Source organism: Paraburkholderia humisilvae, from assembly GCF_902859855.1.
GTDB classification, from domain to species: domain Bacteria; phylum Pseudomonadota; class Gammaproteobacteria; order Burkholderiales; family Burkholderiaceae; genus Paraburkholderia; species Paraburkholderia humisilvae.
On record NZ_CADIKH010000026.1, the window covers coordinates 56,350 to 72,834 of the forward strand.

Genomic DNA, 16,485 nt, shown 5'->3' on the forward strand with positions numbered 1-16,485 from the left:
GCAAATAAAAAGCAGCCGCTAAGGCTGCTTTTTATCTCATCGTGTGACGCTTCGACCGCGTCGCTTAGTGCTGGCCGCGCAGTTTGCGCAGTCGCTGAATTGCCGCGAGCTGCGCCGTCGCATAAGCCAGCTCCGCCTGCGCGGTTGCGTATTCGAGGTTCGAGCCGGTGTTCTGCAGCGCCTCTTCCGCGCGCTTGCGGGCCTGCTCGGCCTTCGCCTCGTCGAGGTCCTTGCCGCGGATCGCGGTATCGGCCAGCACCGTCACCGCGCCGGGTTGGACCTCAAGAATGCCGCCCGCGACGAACACGAACTCCTCTTCGCCGCTCTCCGATTCGATGCGCACCGCACCCGGACGAATCCGTGTGATCAGCGGCGTGTGGCCCGGCAGAATGCCGAGCTCGCCCGCCTCGCCTGGCAGCGCAACGAACTTCGCCTGGCCCGAGAAGATCTCTTCTTCCGCGCTGACGACGTCTACCTTGATAGTTGCCATAAAGTCTCGACTCCTGTCGACGGGAGTTGGCGCTTTGGCGCTTACTCCCGTCCCATGCAAAGCAGCTGGTTGAGCGTGTTGCGTGCGACGCGGCCTTCCTGCGATGGATGCGGCGGCTTTCACCGCCGCATCCGCTGAACACCTGCGCCTCGTTGCCGACGCGTCAACCGTTACTGGATCTTCTTGGCCTTTTCGAAGGCTTCGTCGATCGTGCCGACCATGTAGAACGCCTGCTCCGGCAGGTGATCGCATTCGCCGTCGACGATCATCTTGAAGCCGCGGATCGTTTCCTTCAGCGGCACATACTTACCCGGCGAGCCCGTGAACACTTCCGCGACGTGGAACGGCTGCGACAGGAAACGCTGGATCCGGCGTGCGCGCGCAACCGACAGCTTGTCTTCCGGCGACAGTTCGTCCATGCCGAGAATCGCGATAATGTCGCGCAGTTCCTTGTAGCGCTGCAGCGTCTGCTGGACCGAGCGCGTGATCGTGTAGTGCTCTTCGCCGATCACGTGCGGGTCGATCTGGCGCGACGTCGAGTCGAGCGGGTCCACCGCGGGGTAGATACCGAGCGACGCGATATCACGCGACAACACGACCGTTGCGTCCAGGTGGCCGAAGGTCGTGGCCGGCGACGGGTCGGTCAAGTCATCCGCAGGGACGTACACGGCCTGCACCGACGTAATCGAGCCGGTCTTCGTCGACGTGATGCGCTCCTGCAGCTTGCCCATTTCTTCAGCCAGCGTCGGCTGATAACCCACCGCCGACGGCATCCGGCCGAGCAGTGCCGACACTTCGGTACCGGCCAGCGTGAAACGGTAGATGTTGTCGACGAAGAACAGCACGTCAAGGCCTTCGTCACGGAAGTGCTCGGCCATCGTCAGACCGGTCAGCGCGACGCGCAGACGGTTGCCCGGCGGCTCGTTCATCTGGCCATAGACCAGTGCGACCTTGTCGAGAACGTTCGAGTCCTTCATTTCGTGGTAGAAGTCGTTCCCTTCACGGGTCCGCTCGCCCACGCCCGCGAACACGGAGTAACCACCGTGCTCCTTCGCGATGTTGTTGATGAGCTCCATCATGTTGACGGTCTTGCCCACCCCTGCACCGCCGAACAGACCCACCTTACCGCCCTTGGCGAACGGGCAGATCAGGTCGATCACCTTGATGCCGGTTTCGAGCAGCTCGGTCGAAGGCGACAGCTCGTCGAACGCCGGCGCCTTCTGGTGAATCGCGCGCATCGTGTCGCTCGCGATCGGGCCCGCTTCGTCAATCGGGCGGCCCAGCACGTCCATGATGCGGCCGAGCGTCGGCTTGCCGACCGGCACGCTGATCGGCTTCGCGGTGTTCTTCACCACGACGCCGCGGCGCAGACCGTCCGACGAACCCAGACAGATGGTCCGTACGACGCCGTCGCCCAGCTGTTGCTGGACTTCGAGGGTCAGTTCCGAACCTTCCAGAATGAGCGCGTCATACACCTTCGGCATGTGTTCACGCGGGAATTCCACGTCGATCACCGCGCCGATGCACTGTACGATCTTGCCTTCTACCAAAGCAGTTGTACTCATCGCTTTTCCTTTAGATACTCAATTCTTCACTCGCGCCACGGCGCGGTTGGTTGCCCGCAGCTTGTTCTTTCGTGCGCAGACGCGTTCGGTTGCGGTCGCTACGCTCAGACTGCCGCCGCGCCGCTGACGATCTCCGACAGTTCCTTCGTGATCGCCGCCTGACGGCTCTTGTTGTACGACAGCTGCAACTCGTTGATGACCGTCTTCGCGTTATCCGAAGCGGCCTTCATCGCGACCATCCGGGCCGACTGTTCCGACGCCATGTTTTCCGCGACGGCCTGATAGACCAACGCCTCGACATAGCGCACCAGCAGTTCGTCGACGACCGTTTGCGCGTCTGGCTCGTAGATGTAGTCCCACGATGCGCTCGGCGTCGCCTTGTCGCTTTCCTCAACCGCCTCGAATTTGTCGGCCGACAGCGGCAGCAACTGCTCGATCACCGGCTCCTGCTTCATCGTGTTGATAAAGCGCGTGTACGCGAGGTACACCGCCGACACCTTGCCTTCCGAGTACATGTCGAGCTGCACCTTCACCGCACCGATCAGCCGTTCGAGGTGCGGGGTATCGCCCAGCTGCACGACATTCGACGTGACCTTCGCGTGCAGGCGGTTCAGAAACCCGAGGCCCTTGCTGCCGATCGCCGTTGCATCGATCGTCTTGCCTTCGCCTTCGAGCTCCTTGAACTTCTGCAGCGACGCACGCATCACGTTCGTATTCATCCCGCCGCACAGACCTTTGTCCGTGGTGACGAGAATGAAGCCGGCCACCTTCGCGCTATCGTTGGCCACCATGAACGGGTGACGATACTCAGGATTCGCACGGCTCATGTGCGCGGCGATGTCACGGACCTTGTCGGCATACGGACGGGCAGCGCGCATGCGCTCCTGGGCGCGGCGCATCTTCGATGCGGCGACCATCTCCATCGCTTTGGTGATCTTGCGCGTGTTTTGCACGCTCTTGATCTTCCCGCGAATTTCCTTCATTCCAGCCATTGCTTGCTCCTTGATCGAAGCGGCGCGAGCGTGTTCATCTGCTGCGCGCGCGGCTTCGAGGTCCGGTTATGTCTCGCGGATCGGATCAGTAAGCGCCGGACTTCTTGAAGTCCTTGAGAGCCGCATGCAGCGCAGCTTCGTCGTCCTTCGACAAATCCTTGTTGTCTTCGATGCGCTTGATCAGATCGGCATGGCTCGCCTTCAGGTATTCGCGCAGGCCACGCTCGAATGGGAGCACGTCCTTCACGTCGAGATCGTCGAGGTAACCGTTGTTCGCGGCGAACAGCGCCACGGCCAGTTCCCACACCTGCAGCGGCTGGTACTGCGGCTGCTTCAGCAGTTCCGTCACGCGGCGGCCGCGCTCGAGCTGTTTGCGGGTTGCTTCATCGAGATCCGATGCGAACTGCGCGAACGCGGCTAGTTCACGGTACTGCGCGAGGTCGGTACGGATACCGCCCGACAGCTTCTTCACGACCTTCGTCTGCGCCGCACCGCCCACACGCGACACCGACACGCCGGCGTTAATTGCCGGACGGATACCGGCGTTGAACAGGTCGGTTTCAAGAAAGATCTGACCGTCGGTAATCGAGATCACGTTGGTCGGAACGAACGCGGTCACGTCACCGGCTTGCGTTTCGATCACAGGCAGCGCGGTCAGCGAACCGCTCTTCCCCTTCACTTCACCCTTCGTGAACTTCTCGACGTACTCTTCCGACACGCGCGCGGCACGCTCGAGCAGACGCGAGTGCAGATAAAACACGTCACCCGGATACGCTTCACGGCCCGGCGGACGGCGCAGCAGCAGCGAGATCTGGCGATACGCCCAAGCCTGCTTGGTCAAGTCGTCGTAAATGATCAGCGCGTCCTGACCGCGGTCGCGGAAGTATTCACCCATCGTGCAGCCTGCGTACGGCGCGAGATACTGCAACGCAGCCGATTCCGAAGCCGACGCGGCGACCACGATCGTGTATTCGAGCGCGCCCGTTTCTTCGAGCTTGCGCACCACGTTCATGATCGACGAAGCCTTCTGGCCGATCGCGACGTAGATACAGATCAGGTCCTTGCCCTTCTGGTTGATGATCGTGTCGACGGCCACCGCGGTCTTGCCGCACTGACGGTCGCCGATGATCAGCTCGCGCTGACCGCGGCCGATCGGCACCATCGAGTCGATCGACTTCAGACCCGTTTGCACCGGCTGCGACACCGACTTACGCCAGATCACGCCCGGCGCGATCTTTTCGATCGCGTCGGTCATCTTCGCGTTGACCGGGCCCTTGCCGTCGATCGGGTTGCCCAGCGTATCGACCACACGGCCGATCAGTTCCGGGCCCACCGGTACTTCGAGAATGCGACCCGTCGTCTTGACGATGTCGCCTTCCGAGATGTGCTCGTACTCACCGAGAATCACGGCGCCGACCGAATCGCGCTCGAGGTTCAGCGCGAGGCCGAACGTGTTGCCCGGAAACTCGAGCATTTCGCCCTGCATCACTTCCGACAGGCCGTGGATACGCACGATACCGTCGGTCACGGAGATCACCGTGCCCTGGTTGCGAACGTCTGCGCTCGCTTCAAGGCCCTGGATCCGGCTCTTGATCAGCTCGCTGATCTCAGAGGGATTGAGTTGCATTATTCGCTCCTGATAGTCAATTCTGTTGCGTGCCAGCCGCTATGCGCGTGCTACGCCGACGTGTGCAAAATCAGGCGGTCAGCGCCGTCTGCATCCTCGCCAGCCGCGCGTGGACCGAGGTATCGAGCACTTCGTCGCCCACTGTCACGCGAACGCCGCCGATCAGCGATGCGTCCACCTGAACGGTCGGCTTCAGCTTGCGTTTGAACTTGCGTTCGAGCGCCGCGACGAGTTCATCCAACTGCTGGCCTTCGAGCGCAAACGCGCTGACGATCAGCGCATCGGCCGCGCCGTCACGGGCGTTCTTCAGCGCTTCGAACTGCGTCGCGATTTCCGGCAGCAACGGCAGCCGATGGTTGTCGACCAGCATCTGCACGAAGTTCTTCGCCTGTGCATCGTCTTTCAACGGTGACCTCACGGCCGCCAGCACGAGGTCGACGACCTGCGCGCGGCTCACTTTCGGGCTCGTCGCGATCGACTCCACCTCGGGCAAGCTCGAAACCTGAGCCAGTTCCTGCGTGAGCGTGGACCAGCCGGCGGCGTCACCCGCTTGCGCGACGGCAAACAGCGCTTCAGCGTACGGACGGGCGATAGTGGCAAGTTCGGCCATGATCAGAGCTCGGTTTTGAGTTGATTCAGCAGATCGGCGTGAACCGACTGGTTCACTTCACGCTTCAGGATCTGTTCGGCACCCTTCACCGCGAGCACCGCGACTTCGCCGCGCAGCGCTTCGCGCGCCTTCACGATTTGCTGGTCAGCATCGGCCTTCGCCTGAGCAATGATCCGGGCGGCTTCGGCCTGCGCCTGCGCCTTGATTTCATCAGCGACCGCGACCGCGCGCTTCTCAGCTTCGGCGATCCGGTGCTGGCCATCGGTGCGTGCCTGCGCAAGCTCCTGGTCGACCCGCTTGTGCGCGGCTTCCAGTTCCGCCTTGCCCTTTTCGGCGGCCGACAGGCCTTCGGCGATTTTCTTTGCGCGCTCGTCGAGGGCGTTGACCAACGGCGGCCACACGAACTTCATCGTGAACCACGCGAGGATCAGGAACACGACCATTTGCGCAAACAGAGTTGCGTTGAGATTCACGGTGTTTCCTCAAATGTTGCTAGTTCGGACGGGGAAACGGGAAACGGCAAGGCGCTCATCGAATCAGTGCTCGATCAGCGCCTGGTGCCCGTTCCGCTTAGCGCCATTCCCTGTTATAGGTCAGGCGCGCAGTTCCGAGGAACCTCAGCCTGCCAGCTTCGACAGCAGCGGGTTCGCGAACGCAAACAGCATGGCCACACCGACGCCGATCAGGAACGCCGCATCGATCAGACCTGCGAGCAGGAACATTTTCGTTTGCAGCGGGTTCATCAGTTCCGGCTGGCGGGCGCACGCTTCAATGTACTTGCCGCCCATCAGGCCGATACCGATACAGGCGCCGATAGCACCCAGGCCGATGATGATGCCGATACCGATGGCGGTCAGACCCTGGATGTTGGCGATGAAAGCTTGCATGATCACTCCTTTGTGAAAAGTCTTTTTGGAACTGGGATTTAGAAAAATTAAAGCGATTCTTTTTTAGCCGACAGGACCGGGGTTAATGGCTGTCGTGTGCCTGGCCGATGTAAACCAGCGTCAGCATCATGAAAATGAACGCCTGCAGCAGAACGATCAGGATGTGGAAGATCGACCACACGCTGCCTGCGATCACGTGGCCGATGAAGCCAAGCACCGTCGTGTCCGCGCCGAAATTCCAGATGCTGCCCAACAGGGCAATCAGCAGGAACAGCAGTTCACCCGCGTACATGTTGCCGAACAGCCGCATGCCGAGCGAAACCGTCTTCGCGACGAACTCGATGATGTTCAGTGCAAGGTTCGGGATCCACAGCAGCGGATGCGCGCCGAACGGAGCGGACAGCAGCTCGTGCACAAAACCGCCTGCGCCCTTGATCTTGAAGTTGTAGTAAATCATCAGCACGAACACGCCGAGTGCGATACCGAGCGTGCCGTTCAGATCGGCGGTCGGCACGATGCGATGATGCGGAATGATGTTCGACAGGCCCAGCCAGCCGATGATGCGGGGCGGCAGGTCGACGGGGATGAAGTCCATCGAGTTCATCAGCGCGACCCAGACGAACACGGTCAGCGCGAGCGGAGCGATGAACCTGCGGTTGCCGTGGATCATCGATTTCGATTGGTCTTCGACCATCTCGACCAGCATCTCGACCGCGCACTGGAAGCGACCCGGGACGCCCGGCGTGGCTTTGCGCGCCGCGAGACGCAATATGAGAATGGTGACGAGGCCACAGACGATCGACCAGAAGAGCGTGTCCAGATTCCAGACATGAATGTCGAAAATCGACGTCTGATGCGCGGTGGAGAAATTCTGCAAGTGGTGCGCGATGTACTCGGACGGATCCAGAGCGCGCGTTCCTTCGCTAGCTGCCATGTCTTTATTGCCACCCAAATTGTCGAAAATCGATCGAGGCCGCCCGCCGCCGTTCGCGTCGCAGGCCTGCCCGGCACGGGCCGTCTCGAGCCCGCACGCCTTTTGCCGACGCCGCAGTCGTGCTACCGCGTCAGCCAGTGTTCTATACCTTCGTTACCGCCAGGCCAGTGCAATCCAGTACGTCTTGAGCGCAACCAGGTATGTGACGAGCAGCGGCACCCACTGCACCCCGTGATACCAGAACGCGATGGCAACGAACATCGCGATCGTCGCCCCCATCTTGAGCGCTTCACCGATCATCCAGCTCATCGCCGTCTCAGCGCCGCTCAACTTCTTAAGACGTGCCGCGAACAACGCGCTCGGCACCCAGCAAATCGCCCCCCCAAGGAATGCGGACAGCGCAGCATCACCCGGCGGCTTGTAGAACAGCCACCACAGCAGCGTCGCACCCAGGGACAAAACCATTTGCGCCGCCACCACCTTGTAAGGCGTAACGCGCGATGGACGACTCACGTTCGGACCGAATAGCTTTTCTGCTTCTGCCCGAGTGAGCGGAACGATGTTGTTGTTATCTTGCTGCTCGGCATCCCACGCATCAGACTGCGCGGCAGGCAAACTTCGAGACGAATCTGAATTAGTCTCAGAGACAATAGGCTCGGTACGGTGCTCGTCGTCGCTTTGCTTCGGCGCATGATGCGACGCCGTGCCCGACTTTTGTACCGCCATTGCAGTGTCCCGCCAAGTTCTGTTCAGCCCGCGAGCTTACTCACCGCTTACGGGGGTGCCTAGCAAATAAATCCGGGGGATTGTAAGCGATAGTTGCAGGCAATTCAAGACTTTAGGGTACTCAATAAATACCCGCCGACCGTCTCCCGTGATACGAAAATCTGTCTCTTTTGCGTCAAACAGGCGTCAACTGTAAGCGGCGTGCCGGCATGCCGGGGCCGTTGCGGCTTCGAAGATTTTTCGCTGCCTTTTCAACGCGCGGCAGGCGCTTTTATGCGGTGTGAGTGAGTGTCAGAAATGCAACAGCAGCCACGCGCCGAGCATACCGCTGACGAGCCAGAACGGCACGGAATAAAGGTGGAACAGCGTCAACATGCCGCGCTCGTTCGACAGCCGCATCGCAATCAGATTGGCGAGCGAACCAATTGCGATACCGAAGCCGCCGACGCTCACGCCGAACGCCAACGCGCGCCAGTCGCTGGAAAATTCCGCCAGCATGATCGCGGCGGGAACGTTGCTGATACCCTGCGACAGCACGGCGCCCGCCACATAAGTTCTTAACGGCGTGGCGAGTTGCCATGCGCTCACCGTCTCGTGCACGTGCGGCAGGGCGGCGACGCTGCGCAGCACGATAAACATCAGCACGAAAATCAGCAGCAACAGCCAGTCGATCTTCAGCACGATCGACGGACGCCAGATCAAAAAGCCGAGCGCGACGCCAGCGAGACCGATGCCGGGCCGATGCGCGTCCGCGAGTAGCACAAACGCGACGAACAAAAAAGACGCGATGCCCATCAGCGGGCGCTCGACCGGATGCGGCTCGACGTCTCGCGACAGATCGAGCGGCGTGGCACGAAAACTCGCGATAGTCAGCAGATACAGCATGACCATTAACACCGCGCACAGCGGCGCGAGTGCCCAAACGAAATGGCCGAACGACACACCGCTCGTTTGCCAGAGAAACAGATTCTGGGGATTGCCCAGCGGCGTCAGAATCGAGCCCGCGTTGACCGCGAGCGCGACGAATACGACGAGGCGCTTCATCGGCAAGGGTGTCAGCTTATGCAGTGACAACGCGAGCGGCACGACGACGAACAACGCGACGTCATTGGTCAGCAGCGTCGACAATGCCGCGGCGAGGCCGACCAGCAGACACGCAAGCGCGCGCTCAGTATGAATGTGATGAACCACACGATGCGCGGCCCACATCAGGAATCCTGACGATTCCACTGCCTTTGTCAAGATCAGCAAGCCCGTAAGCGTCAATACAGTCTGCCAGTCGACGAGTGCCGGCAGCGACGTCCATGGTCGCGCGTGAAAGATCTGCAGCAGGATCAGCGCCAGCGCGAGGATCGCCAGCACCGGCTCCTTGATGACGAGTCGCCAGGTTGCCCGCAGCACTGCGTGCGCGGGCCTGAGCGCGCGTTCCGCGGGCGGCACGATCGCAGCGCTTACGCGGTCGCGTTGCCGCGAAGGCGCACGAGAATGCCTTCCAGCGCGTCGAGGTCGCCGAATTCGACGGTCACCTGGCCGCGACCGCGGCGGCCGAGCTTGATTTTCACCGTGGCAGCGAGCAGATCCGACAGTTCTTCCTCGAGTCGCCGCGTGTCGCGGCCGCCGTCGTGGTCGACGCGCGTTTTCGGCGCGGGCGCGGCCTTGTTAGTCGCGGTCACGAGCTTCTCGGTTTCGCGTACCGACATGCCCCGATTGACCACCTGATTCGCGAGCGTAATCTGCGTCGCCGAATCGACCGCGAGCAGCGCGCGCGCGTGGCCCATGTCGAGATCGCCGGCGAGCAGCATCGTCTGCACCGGCGTCGCGAGATTCAGCAAACGCAGCAGGTTCGATACCGCACTACGCGAGCGACCGACCGATTCGGCCGCCTGTTCATGCGTGAAGTGAAATTCGTCGAGCAGACGCTGAATGCCCTGCGCTTCTTCAAGCGGGTTCAGGTCTTCGCGCTGGATGTTCTCGATCAGCGCCATCGCCGCGGCGGCCTGATCCGGCACATCGCGCACGAGAACCGGCACTTCGTCGAGGCCCGCAAGATGCGCGGCACGAAAGCGGCGCTCGCCCGCAATGATCTCAAACTTCTCGCCACCGATCGGGCGCACGAGAATCGGCTGCATCAGGCCCTGCGCACGAATGCTGGCCGCGAGCTCCTGTAAAGCGCCCTCGTCCATTCGCGTACGCGGCTGATACTTGCCCGCCTGCATCCGCGACAGCGGCAGCGTATGGGGCGCGCTATCGATCTTCACGGCTTCGGTGATGTCCGCACTTCCGCCAAGCAGCACGTCGAGTCCTCGGCCAAGCCCCTTCTTTCTTGCCACTGCGTTCATCGTCTTTCCTCGGTCCGCTTTGGATGATTGGCGTTGTGTGGTCACAGCGTGCGCACCCGTTCGATCATTTCCGCGCCGAACTGCACGTACGCCTGCGCACCGCGCGACGCACGGTCGAATACGACGCCCGGCAGGCCGTAACTCGGCGCCTCCGCCAAACGCACGTTGCGCGGGATCACCACGTCGAACACCTTGTCGCCGAAATGTTCCTTCAATTGGTCGGAGACCTGCTGCTGCAACGTGATGCGCGGATCGAACATCACCCGCAGCAGGCCGATCACCTTCAGGTCGCGATTCATATTCGCGTGCACCTGCTTGATCGTGTTGACGAGATCGGACAAGCCTTCAAGCGCGAAATACTCGCATTGCATCGGGATCACCACGCCGTGCGCCGCGCACAGTCCGTTCAGCGTCAGCAGCGACAACGCCGGCGGACAGTCGATCAACACGAAGTCGTAGTCCTGCGTGACGTGCTGCAACGCTTCCTTCAATTGACGCTCGCGATTGTGCACACCGACGAGTTCGATTTCGGCGCCGGCCAGTTCGCGATTCGCCGGCAGCACGTCATAGGAGACCGCCTCGGATTTCACCCTTGCATCGGCAACCGACACGCCATCGCACAACACTTCATAGACGGTGTTCTCACACGCGGCCTTGTCGACGCCGCTGCCCATCGTCGCATTGCCCTGCGGATCGAGATCGATGAGCAGAACACGTTGTCCCTGCGATGCGAGGCTCGCGGCGAGATTGACAGCCGTCGTCGTTTTGCCGACTCCGCCCTTCTGGTTCGCAACGCAGAAGATTTTTGCCATCTTGGATGTGTCCCTTTGCAGCCTGAATGTTTGGTATGGATGTGCTTCTGTCGCGCTCGGCCGGCGTTATGCCGGCGTCAAGGCCGACGACTGCCCCTCAACCCGCACTTCGACCAGATGCCGTTCAGCATCCAGTGATGGCACTTCGAGCCAGATGATCTGCTTCGCTTCAGTGCCGGCCGGCAAACGCGCGATCTCGGCGTCCGGACGCACGCCCTTCATCGCCCAGATCGCTCCGTTTTCCGCGACCAGATGACGGGCCAGTGTAACGAAATCCGCGAGCTCTGCGAATGCGCGCGACACGATCACGTCGAATTTTTCCGGTACTTCGACACCCGGGCGCAAGGTTTCGACCCGTCCGGTCACGACCGACAGGTTTGCGAGCGCCAGCTCGGCCTTCGCCTGAGCCTGGAACGCGGTCTTCTTCTGCACGATGTCGTTAAGCGTGATCCGCCAGTCCGGCAGCGCGATCGCGAGCACGATACCAGGCAAACCGCCGCCCGATCCGACATCAAGCGCCGACGATGCTCCTCGCCCCGCAAGATGCGGAACGATCGAAAGCGAATCGAGAATATGTTGGATCAGCATCTGCCGCGGGTCGCGGATCGCCGTCAGGTTATAGACGGCGTTCCATTTCGCGAGTAACGCGACGTAGTCGAGCAGCTTCGTGGATTGCGTATCGGTCAGATCGATGCTCAGTGCGCGGGCGCCTTCGGCCAGCATCGCCGCCAGTGTTTCGCGGCTGGCAGCGGCTGGACTACCGTGGCGCGCCGTCATTGAGCCGTCGGCGTGCTGTCGACGCCGGAGTCGATCGGCTTGGCCGAACGGCGACCCAAGCCCCGCTTCAGATGAACCATCAGCAATGAAATCGCGGCTGGTGTGATGCCGGATATTCGCGAAGCCTGGCCGATCGTTTCCGGCCGGAATTGTGTGAGCTTTTGACGCGCTTCGAACGACAAGCCGCGCACCTCCGCGTAGTCAAGCCCTTCCGGCAGTCGCGTGTTTTCGTGCGCCTCGTTCCGCTCAATCTCGTCCGCCTGGCGCTCGATATAACCTTGGTACTTGATGCCGATTTCAATCTGCTCCTTGATCTGCTCGAGCAGCACCGGATCATCAGACAGCGCGTCAGTCGGTGCGCATGCGCCTTCACGCAACCCACACACGCCATCGTACGTAACGCCCGGCCTGCGCAGCAGTTCAGCAAGGCTATATTCGTGATCGATTGGTTTGCCGAGCAGCGCGGTCGCTTCATCAGAAGAAAGCGTCTTCGGCGTCACCCATGTTATCCGCAGACGTTCTGTTTCACGTGAAACAGCGTCGCGCTTGCGACTGAACGCATCCCAGCGGTCGTCATCGACGAGGCCAAGTTCACGGCCGATTTCCGTCAGACGCATATCGGCATTGTCTTCGCGCAGACTGAGGCGATACTCGGCCCGGCTCGTGAACATCCGATATGGCTCCAACACGCCGCGCGTCACCAGATCGTCGACCAACACGCCAAGGTATGCTTGGTCACGGCGTGGACACCACGCGTCCTTGCCCTGCACCTGCAGACCAGCGTTGATCCCAGCGAGCAGACCCTGAGCGGCCGCCTCTTCATAGCCAGTCGTGCCGTTGATCTGTCCCGCAAAGAACAGTCCATGGATCGCCTTCGTTTCCAGCGACGCCTTCAGTGCGCGCGGATCGAAGTAGTCGTATTCGATCGCATAACCGGGCCGCAGGATATGAGCGTGTTCAAGACCGCGCATCGAGCGAACCAACTCCAATTGCACGTCAAATGGGAGACTCGTCGAGATGCCGTTCGGGTAGAACTCGTTAGTGGTCAAGCCTTCCGGTTCGAGAAAAATCTGATGCGATTCCTTCGATGCAAACCGATGGATCTTGTCCTCGATCGACGGGCAATAGCGCGGCCCGACGCCTTCGATGACCCCGGTGTACATCGGCGACCGATCAAGGCCACCACGGATGATGTCGTGCGTACGCGTGTTCGTATGCGTGATCCAGCACGGCACCTGGCGTGGATGCTGTTCGGCGCGGCCGAGGAAAGAGAACACCGGCACCGGGTCGAGATCGCCGGGTTGCTCTTCGACCTTCGAAAAGTCAATCGTCCGGCCGTCGATACGCGGCGGCGTGCCCGTCTTCAGGCGGCCTTGCGGCAGCTTCAATTCCTTCAGACGAGCCGACAGCGACACAGCCGCCGGATCACCGGCACGACCACCGGTGTAGTTGTTCAGCCCCACGTGAATTTTGCCGTCAAGAAAGGTCCCGGCCGTCAGCACGACCGCGCGCGAGCGAAAGCGGATGCCGACCTGCGTCACCGCGCCGACGACCCGATCGCCCTCCACCATCAGATCGTCGACCGACTGCTGGAACAACCACAGATTCGGCTGATTCTCCAGCCGACGGCGGATCGCCTGCTTGTACAGCAGCCGATCGGCTTGCGCGCGCGTCGCGCGAACTGCGGGTCCCTTCGACGAGTTGAGGATGCGGAACTGGATGCCGCCTTCGTCGGTAGCGGCCGCCATCGCACCACCAAGCGCATCGACCTCCTTCACGAGGTGGCCCTTGCCGATGCCACCGATCGACGGATTGCAGCTCATCTGGCCGAGCGTCTCGATATTGTGCGTAAGCAGCAACGTCTTGTTGCCCATGCGCGCGGAGGCCAGCGCCGCTTCGGTGCCGGCGTGCCCGCCGCCGACGACGATTACGTCAAACTCTGTGGGAAAAAGCATCGGAGACCTCACGCAGACCGTTCGCGTGAGCCTTTCAGAAAAATGTATGGGCGAATTATAACGGGTTCGCTTTTGGCCCGATTTTCGTTGAATTGATCGAGGGCGTAAAAAACGCGGCGTGTTTCACGTGAAACACGTCGCCGCGGCTTAATGTTCGCGAACTCATCGGCGCGCGCCGCCGTCACCTTAACGCGATTTCAAGGTCTGGCCAGCTTCTTCGCCAGCCCCAGATACGTTTCGATCACCTGCGGGTTTTGCGCAAGATCCTTCGCCGCACCTTTGAGCGCAAGTTCACCGGTCTCCAGCACGTAGCCATAGTCGGAGATTTGCAGCGCCGCGCGCGCGTTCTGCTCGATCAGCAGCGTCGCGACGCCGGTGGCTCGCAGCGCACTGATGATGTGAAAAATCTCCTTCACGATCAGCGGCGCGAGCCCGAGGCTCGGCTCGTCGAGCATCAGCAGATCCGGCTTACCCATCAACGCGCGCCCCAACGCCAGCATCTGCCGCTCGCCGCCGGACAACGTGCCTGCGGCCTGCTTGCGACGCTCGTTGAGTCGAGGAAACAGCCTGAATACCGGGTCGAGCTGATCGAGATAATTTCGCTCCCCGGCCTTCCTGCGACGATAGGCACCGAGCACCAGGTTGTCCTCGACGGTCATCGTCGCGAACAGCTCACGCTTTTCCGGCACCAGGCACATGCCGCCCGCGACACGCTGTTCGACCGGCAACGCACTGACATCGTCTCCGCGATAGCGGATCTCGCCCTTCGCCTGCCCGGTCGCCGGTAGCGAGCCCATGATCGCGTTCAACAGCGTCGACTTTCCCGCGCCGTTCGGCCCGATTACTGAGACGATCTGCCCCGGCCGCACCTGAAGTCGCAGGCCATGTAGCGCCTCGACTTTCCCATATCGGGCCGACAAGCCGTTGACTTGCAAAATGGGCGCGGACGTCGAATCAACCGATGTCGCCCTGTTTGCCGTTGTCATCATTCCACCCCGCCGAGATAGGCTTCCAGCACAGCCGGATCTCTCTGCACTTCATGCGGCAAGCCCTCGGCGATACGTGTGCCGAACTCCATCACCACCAGTCGATCCGTCAGGTTCATCACGAAGTCCATGTCGTGTTCGACGAGCAGGATGCTCATCCCTTCCTCGCGCAACCGACGCAGCAGCGCAGCCAGTTGCTGCTTCTCCTGATAACGCAAGCCCGCGGCCGGTTCGTCGAGCAACAGCAACGTCGGGTCGCAGCACAGCGCACGCGCGATCTCGAGAATCCGCTGCTGGCCGAGCGCGAGGCTCCCGGCTTCGTCGTACAGATGCTTCTCGAGCCCGACGCGCCGGATCTGACGTGCGGCTTCCGCCATCAGGCGCGCTTCCTCTGACCGGTTTAGCCGCACAATGCTGCGCCAGACGCCAGCACGGCCACGCAGATGCGCGCCGATCGCGACGTTCTCCAGAACGGTCATACCCGGCACCAGCTTCACGTGCTGAAACGTGCGTCCGATGCCGCGCCTCGCGATCTCTCGCGAATTCAGCGCATCAATCCGCTCGCCGCGAAACGTCACCGTGCCACGCGTTGGCTGCAGCACACCGGTCACCAGGTTGAAGGTGGTCGACTTGCCGGCGCCGTTCGGGCCGATCAGCCCGATGATGTGTCCGGACTTCACGTCGAAACTGACATCGTTCACGGCGACAAGCCCGCCGAATTCCTTGCGCACCTTGTCGACGGAAAGCAGCCGCTCGCCGGCCGCCGGTTTGCTGCGCATCGGCAGCGGATGCACATCGTTCGGCGCGCGCGCTTGCGGGCCGCGCGGGAAGAGCCGCGCAACGAACGGCCAGACACCGCCGCGCGCGTGTTGCAGCAGCAGGACCATCAGAATGCCGAACACGATCATTTCGAAGTTGCCGTTTTCGCCGAGCAGCTTCGGCAACAGTGTCTGAAGGTAGTCCTGCAGTAGCGTCAGAATCGCCGCCCCGAGCACCGCGCCCCACACGTGCGACACACCGCCGACCACCGCCATGAACAGATACTCGATGCCGTGATTGAGACCGAACGGCGTCGGATTCACCGCGCGCTGCAAATGCGCGTACAGAAAGCCGGAGATTGCCGCGAGCACGGCCGCATAGACAAAAATCACGACCCGCATCCAGCCAGTATCGACACCCATCGCCTCCGCCATCGATCCGCTGCCACGCAGCGCGCGGATTGCACGGCCAGGTCGACTATTAAGCAAATTCTGAACAGAGACGACTGCGCCTAAGACGACGATCCAGATCAGGTAGTAGATATGCCGGCCCGTCTCGAGATCGATGCCGAGCAGGTTCAACACTGGAATGCCGTTGATGCCGTCGTATTTACCCAGTAGTTCGAGGTTGCCGAACAGAAAGAACAGCGCGAGTCCCCAGGCGATCGTACCGAGCGGCAGGAAATGCCCGGACAGCCGCATCGTCACCGCGCCGAGCACCCACGCGATCAGCGCGGTCAGCAAGACACCGGCAATCAGCCCGAGCCACGGCGACACGCCGAACTGCGTCGTCAGATACGCGGTCGCATAGGCGCCGATGCCGACGAACGCGGCCTGCCCGAAGCTCGTCATTCCGCCGATGCCGGTCAGCAGCACGAGCCCGATTGCCACGATTGAATACAAGCCGATGTAATTGAGCAGCGTGATCCAGTACTCCGGTACATGAAGCGGCTTCGGCAGCACCGGCAGCGCGAATAACACGATCAGGAACATCCAGAACGGTCCGTTCTTCACGATACGTTTCATC

At 61.5% G+C, this 16,485-nt stretch carries 16 protein-coding genes; all 16 read right to left on the minus strand.

All coding sequences use genetic code 11. The features are described from left to right. Positions 1-64: 64 nt before the first annotated feature. The 16 genes from HV796_RS24950 to HV796_RS25025 all read right to left on the minus strand — a co-directional run bounded on the left by HV796_RS24950 (position 65) and on the right by HV796_RS25025 (position 16,484). Entirely contained in the window at positions 65-490 is a 426-nt protein-coding gene (locus HV796_RS24950; protein WP_134191537.1) for a F0F1 ATP synthase subunit epsilon, read from the minus strand. A 170-nt stretch (positions 491-660) separates the two neighbouring features. After that, a complete protein-coding gene (gene atpD / locus HV796_RS24955) occupies positions 661-2,055 on the minus strand; it encodes a F0F1 ATP synthase subunit beta (RefSeq protein ID WP_175229177.1) in 1,395 nt (464 codons plus the stop codon). A gap of 104 nt (positions 2,056-2,159) precedes the next feature. Then, positions 2,160-3,047: a F0F1 ATP synthase subunit gamma gene (gene atpG, locus HV796_RS24960; protein WP_175229178.1), complete on the minus strand. Its 888-nt coding sequence runs from the start codon at positions 3,045-3,047 to the stop codon at positions 2,160-2,162. Positions 3,048-3,132: 85 nt separating this feature from the next. Continuing rightward, positions 3,133-4,674 carry a F0F1 ATP synthase subunit alpha gene (gene atpA, locus HV796_RS24965; protein ID WP_175229179.1) on the minus strand — a complete coding sequence of 514 codons (1,542 nt, stop codon included), beginning with the start codon at positions 4,672-4,674 and terminating at the stop codon, positions 3,133-3,135. 70 nt (positions 4,675-4,744) lie between these two features. Then, on the minus strand, positions 4,745-5,284 hold the full coding sequence (locus HV796_RS24970; protein ID WP_175229180.1) for a F0F1 ATP synthase subunit delta: 540 nt from the start codon (positions 5,282-5,284) through the stop codon (positions 4,745-4,747). A gap of 2 nt (positions 5,285-5,286) precedes the next feature. Then, positions 5,287-5,757 carry a F0F1 ATP synthase subunit B gene (locus HV796_RS24975; RefSeq protein WP_175229181.1) on the minus strand — a complete coding sequence of 157 codons (471 nt, stop codon included), beginning with the start codon at positions 5,755-5,757 and terminating at the stop codon, positions 5,287-5,289. 144 nt (positions 5,758-5,901) lie between these two features. After that, on the minus strand, positions 5,902-6,171 hold the full coding sequence (gene atpE / locus HV796_RS24980; RefSeq protein WP_007180033.1) for a F0F1 ATP synthase subunit C: 270 nt from the start codon (positions 6,169-6,171) through the stop codon (positions 5,902-5,904). A gap of 82 nt (positions 6,172-6,253) precedes the next feature. Then, the gene (atpB, locus tag HV796_RS24985; protein WP_175229182.1) at positions 6,254-7,105 is read right to left on the minus strand and encodes a F0F1 ATP synthase subunit A; all 852 of its coding nucleotides are present in this window, start codon (positions 7,103-7,105) and stop codon (positions 6,254-6,256) included. A 153-nt stretch (positions 7,106-7,258) separates the two neighbouring features. Then, on the minus strand, positions 7,259-7,831 hold the full coding sequence (locus HV796_RS24990) for an ATP synthase subunit I (protein ID WP_175229183.1): 573 nt from the start codon (positions 7,829-7,831) through the stop codon (positions 7,259-7,261). A gap of 291 nt (positions 7,832-8,122) precedes the next feature. Next, a complete protein-coding gene (locus HV796_RS24995) occupies positions 8,123-9,271 on the minus strand; it encodes an SLC13 family permease (protein WP_175229184.1) in 1,149 nt (382 codons plus the stop codon). An 11-nt stretch (positions 9,272-9,282) separates the two neighbouring features. After that, positions 9,283-10,170, minus strand: coding sequence for a ParB/RepB/Spo0J family partition protein (locus tag HV796_RS25000; RefSeq protein WP_175229185.1), 888 nt, complete (start codon positions 10,168-10,170; stop codon positions 9,283-9,285). Positions 10,171-10,211: 41 nt separating this feature from the next. Beyond that, complete coding sequence (locus HV796_RS25005) at positions 10,212-10,982, minus strand: ParA family protein (protein ID WP_175229186.1); 771 nt, start codon at positions 10,980-10,982, stop codon at positions 10,212-10,214. Between the two features lie 66 nt (positions 10,983-11,048). Continuing rightward, the gene (gene rsmG, locus HV796_RS25010) at positions 11,049-11,759 is read right to left on the minus strand and encodes a 16S rRNA (guanine(527)-N(7))-methyltransferase RsmG (RefSeq protein ID WP_175229187.1); all 711 of its coding nucleotides are present in this window, start codon (positions 11,757-11,759) and stop codon (positions 11,049-11,051) included. Next, positions 11,756-13,714, minus strand: coding sequence for a tRNA uridine-5-carboxymethylaminomethyl(34) synthesis enzyme MnmG (gene mnmG, locus HV796_RS25015; RefSeq protein ID WP_175229188.1), 1,959 nt, complete (start codon positions 13,712-13,714; stop codon positions 11,756-11,758). The genes rsmG and mnmG overlap by 4 nt, the downstream gene beginning before the upstream one ends. Before the next feature lie 197 nt (positions 13,715-13,911). After that, the gene (locus HV796_RS25020) at positions 13,912-14,700 is read right to left on the minus strand and encodes an ABC transporter ATP-binding protein (protein WP_175229220.1); all 789 of its coding nucleotides are present in this window, start codon (positions 14,698-14,700) and stop codon (positions 13,912-13,914) included. Beyond that, on the minus strand, positions 14,700-16,484 hold the full coding sequence (locus tag HV796_RS25025; protein ID WP_175229189.1) for a branched-chain amino acid ABC transporter ATP-binding protein/permease: 1,785 nt from the start codon (positions 16,482-16,484) through the stop codon (positions 14,700-14,702). The genes HV796_RS25020 and HV796_RS25025 overlap by 1 nt, the downstream gene beginning before the upstream one ends. Position 16,485 lies beyond the last annotated feature (1 nt).

Bases quoted from the DNA above. Each gene is read 5' to 3' on its own strand.
- HV796_RS24950 (WP_134191537.1), bottom strand. From the start codon at position 490: ATGGCAACTATCAAGGTAGACGTCGTCAGCGCGGAAGAAGAGATCTTC.
- atpD (WP_175229177.1), bottom strand. From the start codon at position 2,055: ATGAGTACAACTGCTTTGGTAGAAGGCAAGATCGTACAGTGCATCGGC.
- atpG (WP_175229178.1), bottom strand. From the start codon at position 3,047: ATGGCTGGAATGAAGGAAATTCGCGGGAAGATCAAGAGCGTGCAAAAC.
- atpA (WP_175229179.1), bottom strand. From the start codon at position 4,674: ATGCAACTCAATCCCTCTGAGATCAGCGAGCTGATCAAGAGCCGGATC.
- HV796_RS24970 (WP_175229180.1), bottom strand. From the start codon at position 5,284: ATGGCCGAACTTGCCACTATCGCCCGTCCGTACGCTGAAGCGCTGTTT.
- atpE (WP_007180033.1), bottom strand. From the start codon at position 6,171: ATGCAAGCTTTCATCGCCAACATCCAGGGTCTGACCGCCATCGGTATC.
- atpB (WP_175229182.1), bottom strand. From the start codon at position 7,105: ATGGCAGCTAGCGAAGGAACGCGCGCTCTGGATCCGTCCGAGTACATC.
- HV796_RS24990 (WP_175229183.1), bottom strand. From the start codon at position 7,831: ATGGCGGTACAAAAGTCGGGCACGGCGTCGCATCATGCGCCGAAGCAA.
- HV796_RS25000 (WP_175229185.1), bottom strand. From the start codon at position 10,170: ATGAACGCAGTGGCAAGAAAGAAGGGGCTTGGCCGAGGACTCGACGTG.
- HV796_RS25005 (WP_175229186.1), bottom strand. From the start codon at position 10,982: ATGGCAAAAATCTTCTGCGTTGCGAACCAGAAGGGCGGAGTCGGCAAA.
- rsmG (WP_175229187.1), bottom strand. From the start codon at position 11,759: ATGACGGCGCGCCACGGTAGTCCAGCCGCTGCCAGCCGCGAAACACTG.
- mnmG (WP_175229188.1), bottom strand. From the start codon at position 13,714: ATGCTTTTTCCCACAGAGTTTGACGTAATCGTCGTCGGCGGCGGGCAC.
- HV796_RS25020 (WP_175229220.1), bottom strand. From the start codon at position 14,700: ATGACAACGGCAAACAGGGCGACATCGGTTGATTCGACGTCCGCGCCC.
- HV796_RS25025 (WP_175229189.1), bottom strand. From the start codon at position 16,484: ATGAAACGTATCGTGAAGAACGGACCGTTCTGGATGTTCCTGATCGTG.